The sequence below is a fragment of the Nostoc sp. C052 genome (assembly GCF_013393905.1).
Lineage (GTDB): Bacteria > Cyanobacteriota > Cyanobacteriia > Cyanobacteriales > Nostocaceae > Nostoc.
On record NZ_CP040272.1, the window covers coordinates 1,757,346 to 1,779,771 of the forward strand.

The window sequence follows — 22,426 nt, forward strand, 5'->3', positions numbered from 1 at the left end:
ACTCCTAACTCATAACTCCTAACTCTTAAATGATTGTTCCATCAGGAATTACAGCATTTTTCAACACGACAACGATGCCACTGCGGATGTAGAAACCTTGATTTTCCCGTTCAGCTTCTTGCACGTTATCTTTATTGATAATCTTGACATCATGACCAATGCTGGCGTTTTTATCGATGATGGCACCGCGAATAATCGAGTCAGTACCAATACCTACAGGAATGTTACCTTTTTCTACATTGCATAGGCGTTCCACAGAAGGTTGGTAAAAATCTGCACCCATGAGCAAAGATTCTTCGATGATACAGCCAGATTCAATCCGCGATCGCACTCCTAAGACTGAATGTTGAATGCGGCAATTTTTCAAAATACAACCTTCGCCGATAATTGATTCTGTGATGTGGCAATCTAAAAGTTTAGTTGGAGGTAAGTAACGAGCGCGGGTATAAATTGGTGCTTTTTCATCGTAGAAACTAAAAGGTGGCTGGGGCTGCTGAGTCAGAGCTAAATTGGCATGATAAAATGCCTCAATTGTTCCAATATCTTCCCAGTAGTCATCAAAAAGGTAAGCTTGAACGTTGTAATCTTTAGAGGCATCAGGAATAATTTCTTTACCGAAATCAGTCCTTTCTATACCTTCTCTTAATAACTTGAACAAAACCTCTTTTTTAAAGACATAAATCCCCATTGAGGCGATGTAAGGCTGTTGCTGGGCTTGTTCTTTTGATAATCCCAGTACGCTTGTATCAACACGCATTTGGATTAACGCTTCGCCTTTGGGTTTTTCGCTAAAATCGATTACTCTACCAGAATTGTCAATTTTCATCAAGCCAAAATCTGAAGCACGGCGCTCATCGATGGGGATGACTGAGAGAGTAATATCAGCCCCCGTGTCCCGATGGCGTTGAATAAACTGGCGATAATCCATGCGGTAGAGGTGATCGCCTGAGAGAATTAGATATTCTTCTACATCCCATTCTTCCATTAACCATAGATACTGACGTACAGCATCGGCTGTACCTTGGAACCAGTTAGGGTTTTCTGGTGTTTGTTGTGCCGCTAACACTTCTACAAAGCCTTCATTGAAGCCAGTAAAGTTGTAGGTACGGGCGATATGACGATTCAGGGAAGCCGAGTTGAATTGTGTCAGGACGTAGATTTTGAATATTTCGGAATTTATGCAGTTACTAACAGGGATATCGATTAGGCGGTACTTCCCCGCTACTGGTACTGCTGGTTTAGCACGGAGTTTGGTTAGGGGGTAAAGTCGAGTACCCGCGCCACCACCAAGAATGATTGATAAAACTTTTTTCACAAAATTTCTCCCGACTGCCTTTCAACTCTCATCTTCAGTTTAGGACTGTCTGCCACCACAAGTAAGGGGGATCATCTGATTCTTTGGGATGAATTTTACAGAATGCTGGTAGTATATGGATGGTGCGGCTGTTCAGTAGAAATATAGAACATTTGTATTAATTGAGTTAAAAGTGTAGGACGTTTCTACGAGACAACCCTCGCGTGGAATTTTATGTCTGTGAAAGACAGCTTGCAAGGGGAAGAGGTAAGTAGTCCATAACAAACCTTGTTAGAAAAATAAATCTAAAAAAGTTATAAGTGTAATCCGTAAAACATTATTTTTATAGTGTATTCACTTACAGTCATCTAAAAGTCACCTATTAAGGTAACTTTCTAATATTTTAAAAAAGGATAACAGACAAATGCCGAACTTTAGAATGGGTTGGTTGCCAGATCGTCCAGATTTTAGGGACTATTACATAAAGAACATCATTGATGACTTGCAAATTAAACCTATTACTACAGCCACTCTAAAAAGAGAGAACGGGAAACAAGATAATGATATAGAATCTCTATTGAAATCGGTTGATTTGCGGCAATGGTGTTCTCCAATTGAAGATCAAGGAAAACTGGATTCATGTACTGCACAGGCTGGCGTTGCCTTAGTAGAATATTTTGAAAGGAAGGTAATGGGCGAATACATAGATGCCTCAAGCCTCTTTCTCTACAAAGCTACACGCAAATTGATGCACCTAACTGGAGACACCGGAGCATCGATACGCTTCACAATGAAAGCAATGGCACTTTTTGGCATACCTCCAGAAGAATATTGGCCTTATGAAATTGAGAATTTTGACGCAGAACCATCGGCTTTTTGCTATGCCTATGCCCAAAATTATCAATCACTTCAATATTTTAGGCTCGACTTACCTCAATTTTCTAAAGAGGAAGTTTTAGTTCAAATCAAAGCTTTTTTAGATGCTGGCTTTCCTGCAATGTTTGGGTTTACAGCCTATAACTCTATTCATCATCAGAACACTAGCAAAACTGGCGAAATTCCTTATCCAACTCAGGGTGAAAAGGTAGTAGGTGGTCATGCAGTTGTTGCTGTTGGTTACGATGATAATAAGTCAATAGATAATCCTAACTATAAGTCAAGTATCAATTGCCCTCAATCTCACCCAAAAAAAGGAGCTTTCTTAATCAGAAACTGCTGGGGAGAACATTGGGGACAAGAAGGTTATGGCTGGCTACCCTATGAGTATCTTTTAAACGGATTAGCTACTGATTGGTGGTCATTACTGAAGAATGAGTGGGTTGAAGAAGGGCAGTTTAGTTCTCTAGCTAGAGATGGTATTCTCCTAAATGGAAGTTCTAAAACAAAGAATCAAAAAGAATCAAATGTTCCAGTAAATTCGCAAGAAGATACTATAGATGACGATCCTGCCATTCCTAAATTGGTATCAGCAGGGAATTAAACGAAGAAAAAAGTATCAAGTTTGGTACAAAAACAGCATTCTAAATAGTTGATTTGTTTCGTTTTTATTTAAAATAGCATATATCAGATTTCTTATTCAAAAAATCTGGTATATTTTTATGGGTTTGCAAATATTCTTCCAGAAATTTACAGCTATAATTTAACAAGTTTTCCACTTCGGGAGTAATATCTGTTTTATCACTGCTTTGCCACTTCCAGAGTCTTACGGTTTCATCATTACTGGAAGAGGCAATTATATTGCCATTACGACTAAACTCTAGCCGATTAACTTTGGCAGTATGTCCTTTGAGAGTTGCTATTAAAGCACTTTCTCCATTAATAACTTTATCTACATCCCACACCTTCACAGTTTCATCATTACTGCTAGAAGCAAGCATTTTACCATCAGGACTAAAATCTAAGCCGTATATTATACTTTGGTGAGCTTTGATTGTTGCTATCGGTTTTTTTTGTTGATTTTTAGTATTCCAAATATATATATTACCATCATTACCAGCAGAAGCCAGTAGGTTTTTTCTTTGTAAACTATATCTAACTATGTACAAACTTTCTGGACCATGTGTACCAATGTTTTCTGGAGGAGTATCCTTTTTTCGCCAATCCCAAATTCGGACACTACCATCATCATCGACGTAGGCGAGTTTTGAACTGTCGTTAGGGTCAATGTCTAGACTATTAACTCGATGTGTTGTATTTATATTAGTGTATCCCTCTCTTTCAAGTATTGTTTTGGTATCCAAAGTCTTAATGGGTTGAGGTAGATTGTCTTGAGTATCAGTATGCCAAACTTTTATAATTCCATCCCGATCGCCAGAAGCAATAATTTTATCATCTCGACTAAAGCTAACATCATAAACAGTATTATTATGACCTCTAAAAGTTTTTATCAGTTTATTGTTTTTCACATTTATATTCCAAATTTTGAACGTTTTATCTTGACTTGTAGAGGCTAGAAATTTTCCATTATGGCTAAATCTTACACTCCAAACTCCACTTGCATGTCCTGACAGATCATATAAAAACTTGCCATTCTTATCCCAAATCTTGATTTGGTTGTTGACACTAGAAGAGGCTATTGTACCGTCAGGACTAAAACTTACACCCCAAACTTTAGCTTTATGACCTTCTAATCGATTATGCTCTTTCACTGAATCAATTACTACTTTTAGTTGATTCAGTGATTGAGAATTATCTCCACCTAAATGCTGTAACTCCTTGAGCGCTTGGACACTTGAGATCATTGCCTCAAGCTGATTCCCTGTAGCTAAAAGTCGCTCAGATTTTTCAACTAATGCTCCAGAAGCGATCGCATCTGCTTGTTTTTTTTCTAATGTCCTTTGTTGTAGCAGTAATCCCAATCCCAGAGATAAGACTATAAGTGTTGCAGAAGCGATCGCAAATCTAGTTCTCTGTGATTCAGCTTTGGCTTTAGCTTCTGCTTCATACTGGAGGCTTTGTGCTTGCTCTATTTGTGCTTGAATGTCTTTGTCGCGTCTCTCCAAACTCTTGTGTAAAAACTCTTCTTCTAGTGGGGTAAGTCTTGGCTGAGTCCTATTCACCCACTCAGAAATTACAGCCAAATTTGCACCTGTCAACAGTGCATTATCTGATTTATTAAACCTTTGTTGCCATTTCTGAAAATCTTCCTCTAAAGAGCGACTGAGACGAATATTCTCAAGATTTTCAGTAATCCAATCACTGAGTAATTTCCACTCAGATAAAAGCGCTTCATGAGCAACTTCTATTGTCTTTTCATCGGTGATAATTAAGCGATGTTGGGAATCAGCTAATAATCTTATGACCCGTTGCAATTGTTGTGGAGAATCTGAAATTGCTTCTAATCTATCCCAGGTAGCACGCCGCCGCGTCACTTCCCCAGCTTCACCTAATTGCACCAATTCCATAAACAAGCGACGCGCAAAGGCTTGATCTTCTATAGTTGTTAAACTTTCATACAAAATTGTCGCTCGTTTGTCTAAAGCTCCTTTAACTCCGCCAATTTCCTCATAACCTTTACGAGTCAAAAGTGGTTCTGGTGATTCAGGTTCTTCAATGCAAACTCGCCACAACTCTTTGAGCGCGTATTGTAGTATAGGTAATGCACCTGGACGGTTGACTACATCAGTGGAAATTTGCGACACTAAACCACGCTCAAAAGTGACACCATGTAATTTTGCTGGTTTTTCTATTGCTTCTTCTAACTCAGTAAAAGACATTGGTGTGACGATAAACGATGTGGGAGGAATGCTATTGATGAGAGTAATAATTTCTAAATAATCAGCACAACGATTTAAGAAATCACCGCGAATTGTCAGAATTATCCGGGTTTCTCCCTCACCCTTTTTGACTTCCTGTGCTACTAAGTGGATAAAAGCTTTGCGTTCCTCATCGTCTTGACAAAGGGTAAATATTTCTTCAAATTGATCGATAAATAATAGATACGGTTTATTTTGCTGCTGTTGTCGAGTCAAAATATCAACAAGTTTACCTAAAGGGTGTTCTCCTGGTGTAAAAGATACGATTTTCCATTGACTGCTTCCAGGGAGGCGCTCGCCTTGCAGTTGTGGTAACAAACCCGCTTTTACTAAAGAAGATTTACCACTACCTGAATAACCAATTACAGCCAAAAATCGACTCTCTGCTAACCGCGAAATTAGTGTGCGAACTGCTGCATCTCGTCCACAAAAATATTCTGCTTGCTCTGATTCAAAAGCGGAAAGCCCCTGATAAGGATTTTCCTGATTGAAAGCAACTTTTTCTGTTGTGGGAACATCTGATTGGCTATAAGTTACTAAATTAATGGAACGTCCCCAACCCATACGAATCGGCTCCTGTATGGAACCTTTCAATTCGTTGCTGATATAATCAAACAAGCGATCGCCACTAATCAACCTATTGCTGCCTGCATTTTCTGCCGCCAATCCTCTAATAACTGCACCTGTAAAAATACTATATTCTTCACTCTTCATTGCTGCGGCACGTTCAAAACCACGAGAAGCTGTAATTAAGTAATAATCCTTTTGCGAACTGAAAGCGTTAAGAGTGTTTTGTATTAATTGTCTTTCTATGAAATAGCCGCTATGACAGCAATCGAGTAGCACTACCAAACTACTCAATTGAGAATCTCTGATTAATTTATTCAGGCTGTCGAGAGAAATACCAGATTCTTGGGCGACAATTTGGTTTCCTTCAACTTTAACCTTACAATCGTAAGTTGCTAAAAACCCTTCTTGTTGTCGTAAATTATCAGAAGTGATGAAACCGTGTCCGCTAAAATAAATAACCGCTTCATTATTAGCTGCTTGCTCTAGCAAAAATGTTCTGAGTTTTTCACCCATTTCAGCCCCAGTAACTTTTGTGTTCCGGCCTTGTGTTAGTCTTTGCACAGACTGGAAATCACCATATTGCTCTAAGAGTTGCGCGATCGCTTCAGCATCATTTGTAGTCTTCGACAAACGTGGTAATGATGGGCTGATATACTCGGCGATGCCAATAACAAGCGCGTATCGTGCCATTTAACACACCTTGGGTTGGTAAATGCGGGATAATCTTGACAGACACAATCAATGGCTGTGTTATTAGAAACAATACCATCTGTTATTTTTCTGCAAGCAAGCTGAAATTTATTCAGATACGTTACAAAACTTTAATCGAGGTAGCTTATGTCAGAAGTGCAGCAACTCTTTTTCCAAGCAGACGGGGAGATTGAGCAGATTGAGATTAACGTCACAGCTACCGAAATAACTCAGGAAATTGAGAAGGACGATGATGGCATAGAATACATGGATGTGCGAACAGATGCGATCGCTCGGATGCAACAAGCTCGGCAAATGATTCGCTCTTATACTATCTATGCTCTTAGTGCTTTTAAAGACTTCAATACTGCTGAGATTGAGGAGGTAAGTCTTAAATTTGGCATTAAGCTGGGTGGGAAGGCAGGCATTCCTTACATTACCGAAGGCTCTGCTGAAAGTAATCTGGAAATTCAAGTGAAGTGTAAGTTTCCAGAAAAACCAAAACCTGATTCACAGTAACAGCAAAATAATTATCTGTACCCATTAAACGCCCAACTTGCCTATATTGATTCTCTTATTAACCAAACGTAATTGGTGCGATCGCTTCAGACTCATCACCCAAGGTTGCTCTGATAACTGGGAAATGGCATTTGCTGACAGTGTTGCCGTGAAAATATCTTTGCCACTGCTAACATCACTGACACCTAAACTTTCTAAAACAGCAGTTGCAGCCGAGTCTAAAACTGGTTCAGTGTGGATAAAAACCGCCAAATTAGTTTCTTTTGAATCTTGAATGCCATTCAGGGCTGTAGCAAGAGCGGCATCTAGTTTCTGATAATTCATCAGCAACTCCTTGGTAACTTAGGGTAGATAATTTCTACCTACCCTAACTTATCAAATTTATCGGTTATTATTGCCTACCTTTGTACAGAAATAATATCCATTTTTCTCAGTCTAATTACAGATTTAAAGCATTAATCACTCCATAACCCCATTTTTCATCAAATGTGCCTGCATCTTTTCCAGGAATTGCACTATTTTTACGTAGGTAGTCTTTCACAGCAGCCGGATCGAGTTCAGGATTTCGCTGCAACAGCAGCGCCACTAACCCACTAACGAAGGGTGTCGCCATACTTGTACCAGCCTGCACCACAAACTTGGAATTAATCATCGATGAGCGGTCAAAACTGGCATCGGCGGAAAGGGTGGAAATAATCATTGCTCCGGGTGCTGCGACATCGGGCTTATGTCCATTATTACGTAGAGGCCCTTCACTACTGAATTCCGAAATAGTATTCAGTTCTAACCCCATTTCTCGCACTTGGTTATCAATATCTGTGTACTTGGTTTTAGTAGTATAGGCGGCAACTGTAATCGCACTGCTAGCTGCTCCCGGCGAACCAATTTTTACCGCATCCTTCACACTTTTACCTGTAAAAAACACTGATGAAGTGTCATCTAATGTCCACACATCTAAACGTGTGTCAGTTGAAGAAGTGTTGCGGACTCGCAGTTGCCAAACACCTCCCATGACTGGCGAGGGGTCAATACCACGTATTTGCACAAAGAAATTATGGTCGCCGTTGGCTTTATCTGGCGCTGGTGTCGCTAATTGAACCCGTGCATCTGGTAACTGGTAATCTTGGGCGGCATTACCGTCAGTAATGATTTTTTGGAAGGGGGTAACAAAACCGTTAGGACTCCGCACAGATACTTCTAATTCGCTGTCTTTGGAATACCAGGCGTTTAACCAAGCTATGCCTACTTGATTTAAAGGAACATTAAAGCGTATACCACGAGTGCGTCCACTGGGTATGATCGCTTGTCCATGAATGTTATCGTTTCCTTCGTTACCCGCAGCACAGCAAACAATTCTTCCGGGGCCAGTTTCGGCATCAATTACCTTTGATAAGGAGTCGCTACCATCATGGGCATCAGCGTGTCCACCCAAGCTGAGATTTACTACTGCTGGGCGTCCCAACTCTCTAGCAACTCGGAAAACATAACGCACACCATCGGCAATGTGGGCATCCTGTAAATCTGATCTGACAATAACTAATTCCGCTTCTGGCGCGACACCGCCATAGTTAGTATCAGCACCGGCAGCAATTCCAGCAACGTGAGTACCATGTCCGCCAGTATCCTGAGAAATTGTCAGTTGCGCTCCCGTCAATTCAGCCCCATAGCCGCCTTCTGTGACTCCTGGACCTGGCAGTGTTTGATCCCAAATGTGTAAAATTCTTCCAGCAAAGGCAGGGTGTTTCGGATCAATACCACTGTCTATAATGCCGATGATTACTCCTTTACCAGTCAATCCGGTTCGGTTTTTGAACTCTGGTAATTTGACTGTTCCCAGGGCAGTGTCCATCCTCAAATGAAGTTTGCGTGATGGCTTAATCCGCTGAATCACATCTTCTTCAGATAAGGCATCTAAACTCTCTATCGGTAAGAAAGCCGTCCGCACACTCCCAGAATTTTGATTGACTTCAATATTATATTGTGATAAGTAACTTAAGTCTGCATCAGGGTCGCAGTAAATAAAAACAACGCTTTTAGTGGGCTTGACTGGGCTTTTGTGGGCAATGATGCCAAGAGATTTTTTGTGTGTAATTAAAGCTTTATCTCCTTCATTTTGATAGTCTTGAAATGCTAACAGTAGTCCGGGAGAAAGTTTTTCGTGTCTCATTTGTACCTCAAGTTCAATTATTCGCCGCCAACAAAATCGTGATTTTAGCAAGATTCAGTCGCTCTAGCATTAACGCAGACTATGTAGTTTTTTAGCCTTGATTATTTGATGCGACTATAGTTATCTATTTTTTTCAGAGATAACATCAAATAAGCTTAGGATGCAGGAATTTATTCCTAAGACAATTGCTAATTTATAACTCATATTCCTGAATGAAGTCTCCCTCATAGTAATTTTCTCTAGTTCATGAGACATGTTTGAGCAACCGCATCTAAAAATTACCCAAGTTTGGGTAACAGGGAATTTTTATCAAACAGAATTCAGGAGTCAGGAGTCAGAATACAGAAAAGGTATTCCGTATGACTGGCGGTGCTTCGCAGCGTAAAGCCTTCTCTTTCAGAGACACTAACGCGAACGGTATGGCGCTTCAAGCGAGTCCGCTCAAGGATTCGCTTGAAGCGTCGCTATCAAGCGTCAAGATTGCTGACTCCTGTTAGCGCAGCGGGGCGTAGCCCATTCTGACTTCTGAATTCTTCTTCAAGAAGCTATTAAACTGATCCATTGTCTGCCTAAATCATTACGGACAAAGTGAATAAAATAAAATTAAGAATAATTAAGTAATAAATAAAAAAGATAATTTTTTTGAATAAGATTTAGGGGGCAGAATGTAATCAGTGGCGAGTCTGTTTTGTGGAACTATTAAAAACTAAAACAAATTACTGATAACATTTGTGTATAAAACAGCAGTAGAAAGTCTAAATTGCTAATGAACACTGACAAATTACAGATTCTCTATCATAAGTAAGAGACATAAAGAAGCTAATATTTGCAACGATCGCTTCTGAACGTACAAAGAGTTTTTCATGCAAATTCAAACACCAGACTGGGTAAAACACGCTGTTTTCTACCAAATTTTCCCAGACCGCTTTGCCAGAAGCAAACAGCCGCGCAAACGGTTGTTACACGAAGCCCGTTGGGAAGATTGGGATGCTATACCAACCCTTCAAGGTTATAAAGGCGGTGATTTATGGGGCATCTTGGAGGAATTAGACTACATCCAGGATTTGGGAATTAACGCGATTTACTTCACACCTATTTTTCAATCCGCCAGCAATCATCGCTATCATACCCACGATTATTACCAAGTTGACCCGATGTTAGGGGGCAACGAGGCTTTTAAGGAATTGCTAGACGCAGCCCATCAACGGAATATCAAAGTTGTTCTGGATGGGGTATTTAACCATTCCAGCCGTGGCTTTTTCTTTTTCCACGACGTTTTAGAAAATGGCCCCCATTCGCCTTGGGTAAATTGGTTCAAAATTGAAGGCTGGCCTCTAGCACCTTACAACGGGGAATTGCCTGCTAACTACGTGAGTTGGGTGGGAAATCGCGCTTTACCACAATTTAACCACGACAATCCAGAAGTGCGGGAATACATTATGGAGATTGCCGAATATTGGATTAAATTAGGCATCGATGGTTGGCGGTTGGATGTACCATTTGAAATAGAAACTCCTGGCTTTTGGCAGGAATTTCGCGATCGCGTCAAAGCCATCAATCCCGAAGCTTATATTGTGGGCGAAGTGTGGGGAGATTCCCGCCAGTGGTTGGATGGGACACAATTTGACGGCGTGATGAATTATCTATTTGCTGGGCCGACAATTGCCTTTGCAGCAGGCGATCGCGTAGTCTTAGAACAAGTCCAAAGCCGCGACTATCAACCCTATCCACCCTTATTTGCTGCTGAGTACGCCACCAAAATCCAAGAAGTACTGCAACTTTACCCTTGGGAAATTCAGCTAACTCAACTCAATTTACTTGCAAGTCACGATACAGCCCGATTGATGACTATTGCAGGTGGCGATATAGCCAGCGTAGAATTATCAACTCTACTACTACTCACCTTTCCCGGTGCGCCTAGCATCTACTATGGTGATGAAGTTGGTTTACCTGGTGGCATAGATCCCGACTCGCGTCGTGGTTTTCCTTTAGAGAGTAAATGGAATCAAGAAATTTTCAATATTCACCGTCAATTAATTGCCCTACGTCAAACTTACCCAGCCTTGCGTACAGGTGATTACCAAGTTCTCCATGCTCAAGGACAACTTTATATCTTTGCGCGAACTTTGGGTACAGAGGAATTGCTAATTGCCGTCAACGCTGGCACAAGTTCGGCAACAGCGAATGCAGATGTCCCCAGTTTGCGTACTCAACCCAACAAGTTGTTATATGGCACTGCTGAAATTGAGTGGAATGGTGATGGAGAAACTCAGCGGTTGTCATTGACTGTTCCCGAACGTAGTGGGTGCATTCTGGGGATTGGGGAGTAGGGACTGGGGACTGGGGATGAAGCAGGGGAGCAGGGGAGCTGGGGAGAAGTTGTAGTAGGTCTTTCCCCTCTGCCCCTCTGCCTCTCTGTCCCTCTGCCCTTACTTCCCTGCCACTATTGCAGGTATCAACACCGTATCAATAATATGGATTACGCCATTGTCTGTCAGAATATCTGTTTTGAGGACATTGGCGTTATTCACCTTAAATTTACCGTCGGCAGATTCAATGGCTACAATAGACCCCTCAAGCGTCTCTGCTTCATTAATCTCTAGCAAATCATCAGACCTGACATCTCCACTAGCGATATGATACGCCACAATTTTCTGGAGCTTGGGAATATCTTGTAATAACAAATCTAAAGTTCCCTCTGGCAGATTAGCAAAAGCTTCGTCAGTTGGTGCAAAGAGTGTGAAAGAACCAGGGCTTTTCAAAGTTTCTATGAAATTTACAGCTTCAGCAGCCTTTATTAGGGTATTGAAATTACCTGCGGCGATCGCAGTTTCCACAAGGTCAGCCATGAGGGTGCGTTATCTTATACTACAAGTTACTTATAAGTGATTAAAATACTTTTAGCTTCTATCAACAGAGAGGTTGCTGGCGATTAAACAGACAGCAGCAGACTGATTTACTACTGTTACACTGGAGAATGACCCCAAGAACCACTGATTATGCTAAAGCGTTCTAAGTTCGAGACAACTCAATCTCAGATTATGCACCGTGCTGAGGATCTAATTAGTGCAGCCTCAAATCGTTATCGTATTACGGTTCAGGTGGCAAATCGTGCTAAACGTCGGCGTTACGAAGACTTTGAAAGTAACGAAGATGCAATCATGAAGCCAGTGCTAAGGGCAATTATCGAAATGTCCGATGAATTGACTCAGCCAGAAATTATCGGCGAACTATAAGATTGAGTGCTGAGTGCTGAATTCTGAGTTCTAAAATTTTCACTCAGCAACGCCCAAAATATCGTTCTATGAAAAAGAAAAAACTTTTACCTAAATCAATCTTCTCAAAACTCGGAATTCAGCACTCGCTAAACCCTAGCTATCCGCTAACACAACTACTACTTGCCTTCATAGTAGTGGGTGTAATTGTTTTAAGTTTAGGGGCGGGCAAATCAATACAGACAAATTTACTTGGTATCCAACCAGCATACGCTCAGAGAATCACCCCTAGCGATGTTTGGCAGCAAGTATATCAGCAGTTGCCAGATTTCCCACTAGAAAATAAATATATCAGCAAAGAAAACGGGAAGGTTGCCGAAAACAACACCTTAGCAAATCGCCTAATTAGATATCATATTTATACTAAAGGTCGCGCCCCAATTTATCGCTTGGATTGGAAGCTGACTTTAGCTGATTACCTGGGTGCCAATGAAATTATGTATGATGCCAGTTATCCAGGGAATGATTCACTACGAGAAAATCCCATAGAAGGCGATCGCAAAGCCATCACCAATCTTACCCGCAGCCAGCGAGATGCCTTAGTACAAGTCTTAGTTAATATATTTAACCCCACTTCCCAAAATACCGTACCCCCTAATCCCAACACCACAACCAGTCCAGCTACATCCACACCCCCACAGCCACCGCAAGGAGGAGGGGCCGAACTACTGAAATGACCACCCAGAGTCAAAAATTTTCCTTTGCGTACCTCTGCGTTTCAAAAATTAAACTATGGAACGCGTGATTAAAACTGGATCAGGTTGGCGTATTGGCTGGAACCCCGACACACCTGAGTTTAAAGGTTTAGTCGGTACAGATGATTGGGCAATTGAGTTAACCGAAGCCGAGTTGAATGATTTTTGCCGTCTACTAGCACAGCTAGCAGACACCATGAAACAACTTGCAGATGAGTTAATGGAAGAGGAAAAAATTGCTTGTGAAGCCGAAAGCGATTTATTATGGATGGAGGTAGAAGGATATCCTTATGATTACAGTCTGCGCTTCATCTTGAATACAGGGCGATGTGTAGAAGGTAAATGGAGTGCTTCTGCTGTTCCCGATTTACTGCAAGCGACTGGGATGCTTAAGGTTTTTTAAATTTGCCTCTTGATTATCCTAGAATTTTGTTATATGATAGTAATTCTGACCGGGGCGTAGCGCAGCTTGGTAGCGCGCCACTTTGGGGTAGTGGAGGTCGTGGGTTCGAATCCCGCCGCTCCGATTGATGATAAGCCATACCTGCTAGTTTTTGCAAAATGATTAGCAGGTTTTTTCATGGATTTTTATCTGAAAAAATAACTATGTAGTCTGCACCACGATTTATCGTGTCTTTTTAATTCAGAGATGTATTAAATAAGTCATTATACTGAATTTTCAGGCAAGAACGAATGATGTTTTTAATGCGATCGCTAACCCGAAAATTATAACAAAGGGTTATTCGGCTTTTCTTCCTGCCATTTGGCTGTAACTGGATAGAAAATTACCTGACTGAATAATGCAAAAGTACGACAGAGCGATCGCAACCTCTGCGATGGAATTAGTATTTCTCAACAAATCTTGACTTTCTTCTAAGAGCATATCAGTGTTATCACTGAACTGTCATGGCTCAATATAAAGCTATTCTGTAGCGAGAATATACGGCAAATTGCGTATATTAGCTGATTTTTCGCAACAAGTAGTCAAGGAACACTTATGAGTTTTACAAAAATTAAGAATGCTTCAATTGCAGAACTTTTACAAACTGAAAGTGCAAAAAGAGATATTGACTGGCTCAAAGATAGTTTAAATGCAGCAGTAGAACTGGAGTTAGCTACTTTACCACCATATCTTTCTGCTTGGTTATCTATTAAAGATTTGAACTCACCTGCTGCTAAATTGATTCGTACTGTCCTAATTGAAGAAATGCTTCACATGGGATTAGTCGCTAATATGTTGACGGCTATTGGGGGAAAACCAAAAATCAGCACGGTTTTACCAACTTATCCAAGTCACTTACCAGGAGGTGTACGACCTGAGTTGACTGTATATTTGGCAGGTCTGAGTCAGACTTATTTAGATGAAGTTTGCAAGCAAATTGAATATCCTGAAAATGGGCCGATTGCTTTCTTTTTAGGTGAAACTTTTCCTACTATTGGTGCTTTCTACGATGCAATTCTTGAAGCATTTAAAGAATTGCAACCTAATCTAACTGAGACTAATCAGCTAGCTACAGGTTTTGGGCCAAACCATAACCTATACAAAATTAAGACACTTGCTGATGTAGAAAAAGCAATTAACGAAATCAAAGTGCAAGGAGAAGGAACTCCTTTATCACCAGATTCAGACGAATTTGGCACTGAACTAGCTCATTATTATAAATTCGATGAAATTTCTCATGGTCGGAAATTGATTAAAGTTGATGATGTCTGGAAATATGCAGGTGATGTTGTTCCATTCCCTGATACATATCCAATGGCAAAGGTTCCTCAAGGTGGTTGGAGTAATCCATCTCCAGAAGTTCAGCAGCTATTAGATACCTTTAACAATATTTTTAAATTAGTCTTAGATGAGCTTGAATCTGCTTGGATTAATGGCAATGAAGACATACTTGGCAGTGCAATTAATAATATGTTTGAGTTGAAAACATCTGCTATTCAACTCATGCAAATTCCATTACCTGATGGTAGTGGTAATTATGGCCCAGATTTTCTCATCAATGTTTAGGTAAAAGATTTCCAACAAATAAATTATCCAATCTTGTGGGGCGGACATCTTGTCCGCCCTTGACTACGGGCAGGCGAGACTCTATTGAATCTACAAATCTCCAGCTTTCATTGCTTGAGCAGGTGGTAAGTTCACATCTTTTGCCAAACTGACTGTTTTCAACAATCCAATTACCCACCAAGTCATATCAATTTCCCACCAGCGCCAACCACATTTGGCTACGTGAGGATAGGCATGATGATTATTATGCCATCCTTCTCCATAGGTGAGAATCGCTGCCCACCAAAGATTACGAGAATTATCATTGCAGGCAAAGCTACGATATCCCCATAGATGAGTGACTGAATTGATAAACCAAGTCGTATGCCAGAGAATCACAGTTCTCAAAAATACACCATAAATAATGAATGACCAACCGCCAAGTGCATAAAGCAACAATGCAACTGGAATTTGCAGCGATAGAAAGTAGCGATTGAGCCAACGATAAAAAGGATCTCGCACTAAATCGGGAGCAAATCGCTGATAGCGCTCATAATCGAAGAATTCTGGACGGGGATAAAAAATCCAAAGCATGTGACTCCACCAAAAACCTCTACGGGCAGAGTAGGGATTCGTCTTCAGTATGAGTATGATGCAAACGATGGTGCAGACTTGTCGCCGTCAAGGTAGGTCTGTCATTGATTTTTTTGCACAGGCTCTAATTGCTGATTCTAGTAACTCTCTGTCTCGCCCTTCTTTACTTCCTCAATATTAGACCTGAATCCTTACGGCGGGAGAAGTAAGAAGATGAAAATTACCAGCTTTTCAACTCAGACTTTCCCCATGACTAGCATAAACTTTGGAACATTAATCACAACAATCTTTTTCATAGTAGATGATTGGTATGACAAGCAAGTAAAAAAGACAACACTGTTAAAACCAGGGGTGAAAGCAAGCATGAGTGATAGTAAAATGTTTAATTAGATTCACCTAATTATCATCATCAATTGGTTGCTCATGATTAATATCAAGACTTTCTGTTGTCCAATTATCATTTGCTCCAGGAGATTCAGAAACTATTACAAACTCAGTCTCTTGTAGGCGATCATTTCCCCATTGATCCAAAACATCTTTAATTAACACTTCTTGCAGCCAAATTTTTGCGACAACAGTCAGAGGTAACGCCAGAAATAACCCTAGAAAGCCAAAGAAAGTGACGAAAAATAGTTGGGCAATTAAAGTTATAGCAGGTAGCAATGAGACTTGATGCGCCATCACAACAGGCGTGATGAAATTACTCTCAATCTGTTGAATAATAAAGTAAACAATCAAGACTGCGACAGCTTTCCAAGGTTCATCCAAGAAGGCGATCGCCATTGCTGGGATGACGCTCATGGTTGGGCCAAGGTTGGGAATCAAATTGAAAAATCCAGCTAAAACTGCTAAAGCTACTGCTGCTTTTACACCCAAAATTAATAAGCCAACAAAACTCATCACCCCTACGACACAAATGGCAATAAAAGCGCCTGTAATCCATCCTTCTAAAGAGACTTCACATTTATCTAAAATTCCATCTACCCGCCGCCGATAAAATGAGGGGAAAAGCTGCACAAATACTTTGCGATAAGCGAGGGGATCGGCTAATATCATTCCTGTTAAAACCAAGACTAGCAAAATCTTGAGAACAACTTCCAAAGAACCAGATACAAAAGCGAAGGAGTTTCCTAGCACCCGATTGACGAAGGGCTGTGCTTGTTGAATGAGGCTATTGATATCTGGAATGTAAGTAACTAATTGGTTAGGAATCCGAGTTCTCAGGGCATCAAGCCAATCATTAAAGCGCTCAAACCCTTTAGGAACCTGATTGGTTAATTCTTGAAATTGCTGTGCAAATGGTGGCACAATTAGCCAGAAAAAACCCACTATACCTGCAAAAAAGATAGCCACCGCTAAGAGTACAGCGAATCCACGTCTGATCCCAAAGCTTTGGAAGCGTTTTGCTAGCCGATTTAAAGTAGTGGCTAACACAACAGCGGCAAACATTAGCAAAAGCACTTCCCGAATTTGCCACAGGATGTATAAAGAAAGAACTATGGCGATTAAGCCGATCCATTGACCAAGTTTCACAGGCTGACTCCCAAGGGTTAGCAAGATGCAATTTTCTGGTAATTCAGCTAGGTTAACTGATTTTAGGAACTTGTAGTCGATGGTTTGAGCTAATTTTCTTTCTGTGCTTGGAATCGCCACAGGAGCGCGATCGCTATTATTACAATCGGTAACAATACTATAATTAGCGCGTTGGTTGCTGTCGCCGGAATTGATAGACTTGGCCCTGCATACTTAATTAATACCGATAATAAAGCCGAGAGTAAAAGCAGTTTCAGAACAAATCCTAGTTGATTTTCCATAGGAGCAAAGCAATACAAATTTTTATGGTACATACAAATTGGCGCTGTACCTCCAGTTTTTACAATAAACTTGCGATCGTAATGAAATGAAGAGAAGCAATCGCAAAGTATAGAGTTTGCGATTGCTTCTCTTTGCTATGCAACTGTCATAAAGCTAAGACTTGACAAAAAGAATATCGTTTTAAACTCTCACGACTGAACCTTTGGTGATGAATTTACCTACAAGATTATCAAGCTTGATAAACTTATTTGAATCCTCTTCGGGTGTCTCAAGGTTACAAGCTACGGTGCTGTAGTCTAATGTGGCCGTGGCATAGCTAAAGTTAGAGTTGTAAATTCCGCCACCCTTGCCAGACTCTTCTCCACCAGAACTGAGTTCGATCCCGAAAGCTTTATTGCGCCTGATAATGCTGTTGCCTACTGTTAAGATGCCATCATTGTAGATGCCACCGCCAAAGTGTGCCTGATTGCCACTAATGGTGCTATGGTTTACGGTTATGATGCCTAAGCCATTTAGTATATAAGCTAACCTACCGCCACCTGGGTAAAAAATAGATGAGCCAAAGTTTGTGTCCTTATCATTGTAGATGCCACCGCCGGCTGACCCTGCTGTATTGTAAATGATGTTGCTATTACTAACAGTAACAACACCAAATTTAATGTTGGGGTAAGGGTTCCCATTAGAGCTAGAATTATAGATGCCACCGCCGTGGTTAGTGGCATAATTATGACTAATAGTGCTGTTACTCACTGATAGGATGCCATTATTGTAGATGCCGCCTCCATCTGATGCATTATTATCAGTGATATTGCCACTGGTAATATTAAAGACACCATACTGTAGGACATCTGGTTCACGGTAGCCTAAAGAGAAATAGCCATAATTATAGATACCGCCACCTTGGATTCCCGTGTTGTGACTGATGGTGCTATTATTCACTGATAGGATGCCAAGATTGTAGATGCCGCCTCCATAGTAGCTGTTATTACCATTAATGGTGCTATGACTCACGGTTATAGTGGCGGAGATTGCAGAAGGACTCAAGTCAACGACATTAGAAATACCGCCGCCATAGCCCTGTGCCCCTGTCGAGTTGTCATTAATCTGGCTGTTAGTCACGGTTATATTTCCAGTGGCGTATATACCATAACCAACTACGTGGCCGCCGTCGTCGTGATGATCATAGATGCCGCCGCCTTGGGAAGTGGCTTTGTTGCCACTGATGATGCTGTTACTCACTATTAGGTCGTTAATAGTGGAGATGCCGCCGCCATCAAGCGCTGTGTTATTAATGATGGCGCTATTTTTTATTTTTATTACAAGAGCTATATCGTCTGAAGCAACATTGATCCCACCGCCATCTCCGTCTGTTGTGTTGCTACTAATAGTGCTGTTATTCACGATCAGGCTGCTTCGATCGTAAATGCCGCCGCCGCTATTGGCATTGATGAGGCTGTTATTCACAGTTATAGTCCCACTCCCAACAGGATAAACGCCTTCATCATAAATGCCGCCGCCTTGGTAAGTAGCTTTGTTAGCACTGATAGTGCTGTTATTTACTAATAGGTTGCTATTACCGTGTTGATAGATACCACCACCATCATATCCTGCTGTATTGCCAGTGATGGTACTGTCATTCAGGGTTATAGTGCCATAGCTGTAGACGCCGCCACCATATCCTGCTGTATTGCCAGTGATGGTACTGTCATTCAGGGTTATAGTGCCATAGCTGTAGACGCCGCCACCCCTACTATAGTCATTGGAATTATTATGATTATTATAACTAATAGTGGTGTGGTTCACTATGAGGCTTCCTTCATTGAAAATGCCACCGCCTTCGCTGACAATGTTTCTGACAATGTTTCCGTCACTATTTCTTACGTTGTTGTCTACTGTGTTGCCAGTAATGCTGCTGTAGTCCACTGTCAGAGTGCCAGTGTTGTAAATAGCACCCCCTTCGCTGGCAATATTTCCGTCATTATCTGTTGCGTTACTATTTACAGTGTTACCAGTGATGATGCTATTGCTCAAGGTAAGAACGCCTTCATTGGAGATCGCACCGCCTCCTCTTGCGCTATCGTATGTATTGGTAATAGTCAGCCCGTTGATTGCAGCTGTTACGCCACTAGCAATGTCAAAAATACGAGCAGCACTATCATCCTTAATAGTTAGTTTGCTCGGATTTGTACCTTGAATGGTCAGGTTGTCTGTGATGCTCAGACCACTACCAGTCAAATTAATCGTATGAGCCAGCCCATCATTAAATAGTCCAGCAAAATTGATGATATCTTTTCCTGAAAGAGCATTGGCATTTAGAACTGCCTGCCGCAGTGAACCTGCACCACTGTTATTGGTATTAGCGACGGTAAATGTAGACATTAATCTTTTCTTTTTATTTAAATATTGACAATTAAGCTAGTTATTTTTTTGACTTAATTGTGATGAATGTAAGTAGATTATTTTATTAACTCACACCTTTTTATTTATATTTATGTCAATGTTCTGTCATTAATATGTCAAATATGTATTTAAAAGTTAAGTTAAAAATATTTCTCAAGATAGATGAATTCTTCAATCAAAGGAGATCAAATCATCGTTAAAGAATAATATTTTACTTTGTTTAAAGAATATACAGCAGATTGTAGGTAGATAGAGAAGACTGGACGTTAGTGCATCAACCAGGTATATGAAAGCTTACTCTCAAGGCGATACATCAAGCTTGAAAAATAGCTTCTAGGTTCGATGTAAGTAAGGCTTTTTTACAAAGGCTCTTTGTACTTTAAAGAACTCAAGGTCATGTAGAGCCACAAAAACAAATTTATTTCCCCATTCTTATCTATCTGTACTTATTTCTTCCAAGGCAATTTAGTCCCCATTTCAGTTAATGCTGAGAAGATAAGATAGAGAATCAGGAACCCAGTACCTACAAAGAAAGCCAGTAAATCGTTATCCATAAATAGTGTTAATTCAAACTTCGCTAATCATAGCGGAATAACCTAATATGAAGCATTTTTCTGAGTCTACAATCTTTGGTCTTCTGGGTGCAAACTGTACCAGCCATACCAGTGACGAACTGCCAGCCAAACGGCTGAAAGCAAACCCGCTAAACTAAGGGTTAGTCCGCTAAACGGTACTAATAATCCAAAAATAGGTAATACTGCTCCAGCAATAGTGGCGACGATCGCAGCCAGAGAAGCTCTGCGGCTAGCTCCCAATCCCCATGTTAAAATTAGCAAAATAATGGAAATTAAAGTCCAAGCTAACTGAGGATTGATAACACGGGCTAGATAAGTCAAAGTCAATAGACAAGCAAAGAAAATACTAGCAGCGATCGCAATATTTCTGAAACTCATTGGTAGTGATAAATATAACAACAATATCCACCACAAAAATATTGCTGGTGCTAGCAATAAAAGACGCGGAATTACCCCCGTATGACGGATAGGTTCGGTGTTAGTAAACACTCCAAATGGATTTTTGACTGAAACATTATCGTCAAATTTCCAAGTAAATTGCGTACTGCGTCCGTTAACTTTAATCTCATTCGGTACAACACCACTAGCAAAATCAGCGGGAGCAAAGTTAGCAATTGCTGTGAGGCTAAAATTAGAAAGCAACTGTCCTGCGGCGTTATAAACCCAGCGCGGCCCTCCTTGAGCCTGATAGGTAACTCGAAAGGTGGTTTCTTCACCTGGTTGCAGCCGAAAGGGAAAGCCATAGTCTCCCGGATTGGTTTGTTGTAACCTAGTACTGTCACGCTCAACTTTGTAGCTAGCAAGCAGCGTGTAGCCGTTGGGTGGCGGTGCTTCAAAGAAAAAATTATTAATATCCTTGAGTTGGTTAATTACTTTATAATCAGCAGTGTAGTTTGCCTGATAAATTGAACTGCGACCTGGAACATCTACACTTTGGTCAAGCTTGACTTGAATTTGCGAACCCGCCAACGTTAAAAAGCGGTTAATTTCTCGTGTCTCGTTTACCTTGACTATTTTGCCACCGACTTGAGTGTTATATGAGTATGGCTCTTGAATCGAGTAGCGGACTTGAGGCGCAAATTGTTCGAGTTTTTCACCTGCGACACTTTCAGCTACTTGAGCCACCCTTGCTTGTTCCCAGTAGTGGTAACGATTGCTCAAAGTTGAACAGAGAAAAAATCCCGGTACTAATAAAACTAATATTAGAGTTAAATGCTGTAATCCCTGTAAAAGTTGGGAATAACGAATCGCCCATTCACCGATGAATATTACTTGTTCTGGTTGGCTGCGACGCAGAGAAAAACTGATCAGTGCGATCGCAATTCCTAAAGCTACAATCAAAAATACTAATAAAAGCGAAGCTTTGAGCGCTTGGGTTCCAAATTGGACAAGCTCAATTGGATGCGTCAAATCAGGTAATCCGGGAATACCTTGAGCAGAAGATGACATTGGTTGATTTTTGCAGAATTTGGAGAATCAGACCGATAAAATCCCTTAAAAGTTTCTGAAAAGAGGTATAAATTATTCTCCCATAAGGCTGTTTTGCCGAAGCAGGGTTGATATGGTGCTAAAAAGTGCCACGTCAACCCTGTTGTTTTTTATTAATTTATCAGGAGGAAAATATGGATACGAATCGTCACAGCTTTTTATTTCGTTTGACTTCCCGGTTCCTTAAATATTTTGCACTGGGATTATTTGGTCTAGCGATCGCTTACCTTATATCAGCGATTTTTGGAAGTTCACATATTGCGATGAGTCTACTACTCTTTGTTTTATATTTGGTTATTTTCCGGTGTGGGCTGATTCTTCTTTGCTTAATATTTACGACAGTAGTCTTTGAGTCTGTTCGCTAGATCCCCGACTTCTTCAAGAAGTCGGGGATCTGAACACCACTAACCTCTCAAAACTTTTGGGACAGACCACTAGTTAATAAAACTTAAAATAGAAGCAAAATCAAAACCCGGTCATGAAGACCGGGTTTTGGGCGGAAATAATGGGGATATATTCCCCGAAGGTTTGTTATAGAAGTTCAGTATAATATCGATGCTCTGATATGTACTACCACCCAGTTGCGATCGATTCCGGAAAAT

The 22,426-nt window shown here is 40.8% G+C and carries 17 protein-coding genes, 1 tRNA gene and 1 pseudogene; 8 read left to right on the forward strand and 11 right to left on the reverse strand.

What is annotated here, in order from left to right; all coding sequences use genetic code 11:
* Positions 1 to 25: 25 nt before the first annotated feature.
* A complete protein-coding gene (locus FD723_RS07030) occupies positions 26 to 1,315 on the reverse strand; it encodes a glucose-1-phosphate adenylyltransferase (protein WP_179064677.1) in 1,290 nt (429 codons plus the stop codon).
* A 403-nt stretch (positions 1,316 to 1,718) separates the two neighbouring features.
* On the opposite strand from FD723_RS07030, the gene FD723_RS07035 reads away from it, so the two are divergent.
* Positions 1,719 to 2,774: a C1 family peptidase gene (locus FD723_RS07035; protein WP_179064678.1), complete on the forward strand. Its 1,056-nt coding sequence runs from the start codon at positions 1,719 to 1,721 to the stop codon at positions 2,772 to 2,774.
* Positions 2,775 to 2,838: 64 nt separating this feature from the next.
* Here FD723_RS07035 and FD723_RS07040 read toward each other — a convergent pair whose 3' ends face one another.
* Positions 2,839 to 6,309 carry a caspase family protein gene (locus FD723_RS07040; RefSeq protein ID WP_179064679.1) on the reverse strand — a complete coding sequence of 1,157 codons (3,471 nt, stop codon included), beginning with the start codon at positions 6,307 to 6,309 and terminating at the stop codon, positions 2,839 to 2,841.
* Positions 6,310 to 6,456: 147 nt separating this feature from the next.
* On the opposite strand from FD723_RS07040, the gene FD723_RS07045 reads away from it, so the two are divergent.
* Complete coding sequence (locus FD723_RS07045; RefSeq protein ID WP_179064680.1) at positions 6,457 to 6,828, forward strand: CU044_2847 family protein; 372 nt, start codon at positions 6,457 to 6,459, stop codon at positions 6,826 to 6,828.
* Between the two features lie 24 nt (positions 6,829 to 6,852).
* Here the strand turns inward: FD723_RS07045 and FD723_RS07050 are convergent, their stop codons facing one another.
* Together FD723_RS07050 and FD723_RS07055 are read right to left on the reverse strand one after the other, a co-directional pair.
* Positions 6,853 to 7,152 (reverse strand): hypothetical protein, encoded by a 300-nt coding sequence (locus FD723_RS07050; protein ID WP_179064681.1) that lies wholly within the window; start codon positions 7,150 to 7,152, stop codon positions 6,853 to 6,855.
* Between the two features lie 115 nt (positions 7,153 to 7,267).
* Positions 7,268 to 8,995, reverse strand: coding sequence for a S8 family peptidase (locus tag FD723_RS07055; RefSeq protein WP_179064682.1), 1,728 nt, complete (start codon positions 8,993 to 8,995; stop codon positions 7,268 to 7,270).
* Positions 8,996 to 9,858: 863 nt separating this feature from the next.
* Here FD723_RS07055 and FD723_RS07060 point away from each other — a divergent pair.
* Positions 9,859 to 11,325 (forward strand): glycoside hydrolase family 13 protein, encoded by a 1,467-nt coding sequence (locus FD723_RS07060; protein WP_179064683.1) that lies wholly within the window; start codon positions 9,859 to 9,861, stop codon positions 11,323 to 11,325.
* Between the two features lie 99 nt (positions 11,326 to 11,424).
* Here the strand turns inward: FD723_RS07060 and FD723_RS07065 are convergent, their stop codons facing one another.
* Positions 11,425 to 11,844: a fasciclin domain-containing protein gene (locus tag FD723_RS07065; protein ID WP_179064684.1), complete on the reverse strand. Its 420-nt coding sequence runs from the start codon at positions 11,842 to 11,844 to the stop codon at positions 11,425 to 11,427.
* Between the two features lie 150 nt (positions 11,845 to 11,994).
* Between FD723_RS07065 and FD723_RS07070 the strand changes: the two genes are divergently transcribed.
* From FD723_RS07070 to FD723_RS07085, 4 genes are all read left to right on the forward strand, one after another.
* Positions 11,995 to 12,231, forward strand: coding sequence for a DNA-directed RNA polymerase subunit omega (locus tag FD723_RS07070; protein ID WP_179064685.1), 237 nt, complete (start codon positions 11,995 to 11,997; stop codon positions 12,229 to 12,231).
* A gap of 68 nt (positions 12,232 to 12,299) precedes the next feature.
* Positions 12,300 to 12,947 carry a hypothetical protein gene (locus FD723_RS07075; RefSeq protein ID WP_256875104.1) on the forward strand — a complete coding sequence of 216 codons (648 nt, stop codon included), beginning with the start codon at positions 12,300 to 12,302 and terminating at the stop codon, positions 12,945 to 12,947.
* 55 nt (positions 12,948 to 13,002) lie between these two features.
* Entirely contained in the window at positions 13,003 to 13,368 is a 366-nt protein-coding gene (locus FD723_RS07080) for a DUF1818 family protein (protein WP_179064686.1), read from the forward strand.
* Positions 13,369 to 13,418: 50 nt separating this feature from the next.
* Positions 13,419 to 13,492, forward strand: a tRNA-Pro gene (locus FD723_RS07085).
* A gap of 212 nt (positions 13,493 to 13,704) precedes the next feature.
* Here the strand turns inward: FD723_RS07085 and FD723_RS07090 are convergent.
* The gene (locus FD723_RS07090) at positions 13,705 to 13,848 is read right to left on the reverse strand and encodes a hypothetical protein (protein WP_179064687.1); all 144 of its coding nucleotides are present in this window, start codon (positions 13,846 to 13,848) and stop codon (positions 13,705 to 13,707) included.
* A gap of 114 nt (positions 13,849 to 13,962) precedes the next feature.
* Between FD723_RS07090 and FD723_RS07095 the strand changes: the two genes are divergently transcribed.
* Entirely contained in the window at positions 13,963 to 14,973 is a 1,011-nt protein-coding gene (locus tag FD723_RS07095) for a ferritin-like protein (RefSeq protein WP_179064688.1), read from the forward strand.
* Between the two features lie 90 nt (positions 14,974 to 15,063).
* On the opposite strand, the pseudogene FD723_RS07100 reads toward FD723_RS07095, so the two are convergent.
* The 5 genes and pseudogenes from FD723_RS07100 to FD723_RS07120 all read right to left on the reverse strand — a co-directional run.
* Positions 15,064 to 15,616, reverse strand: a pseudogene (locus FD723_RS07100) (acyl-CoA desaturase); the annotation flags it as partial.
* 326 nt (positions 15,617 to 15,942) lie between these two features.
* Entirely contained in the window at positions 15,943 to 17,079 is a 1,137-nt protein-coding gene (locus FD723_RS07105; RefSeq protein ID WP_179069065.1) for an AI-2E family transporter, read from the reverse strand.
* 89 nt (positions 17,080 to 17,168) lie between these two features.
* Positions 17,169 to 17,360, reverse strand: a complete 192-nt coding sequence (locus FD723_RS07110) for a hypothetical protein (protein WP_179064689.1) — start codon at positions 17,358 to 17,360, stop codon at positions 17,169 to 17,171.
* A 181-nt stretch (positions 17,361 to 17,541) separates the two neighbouring features.
* Positions 17,542 to 19,740 carry a hypothetical protein gene (locus FD723_RS07115; protein WP_179064690.1) on the reverse strand — a complete coding sequence of 733 codons (2,199 nt, stop codon included), beginning with the start codon at positions 19,738 to 19,740 and terminating at the stop codon, positions 17,542 to 17,544.
* Positions 19,741 to 20,381: 641 nt separating this feature from the next.
* Positions 20,382 to 21,785: a hypothetical protein gene (locus FD723_RS07120; protein WP_179064691.1), complete on the reverse strand. Its 1,404-nt coding sequence runs from the start codon at positions 21,783 to 21,785 to the stop codon at positions 20,382 to 20,384.
* Between the last annotated feature and the right edge of the window lie 641 nt (positions 21,786 to 22,426).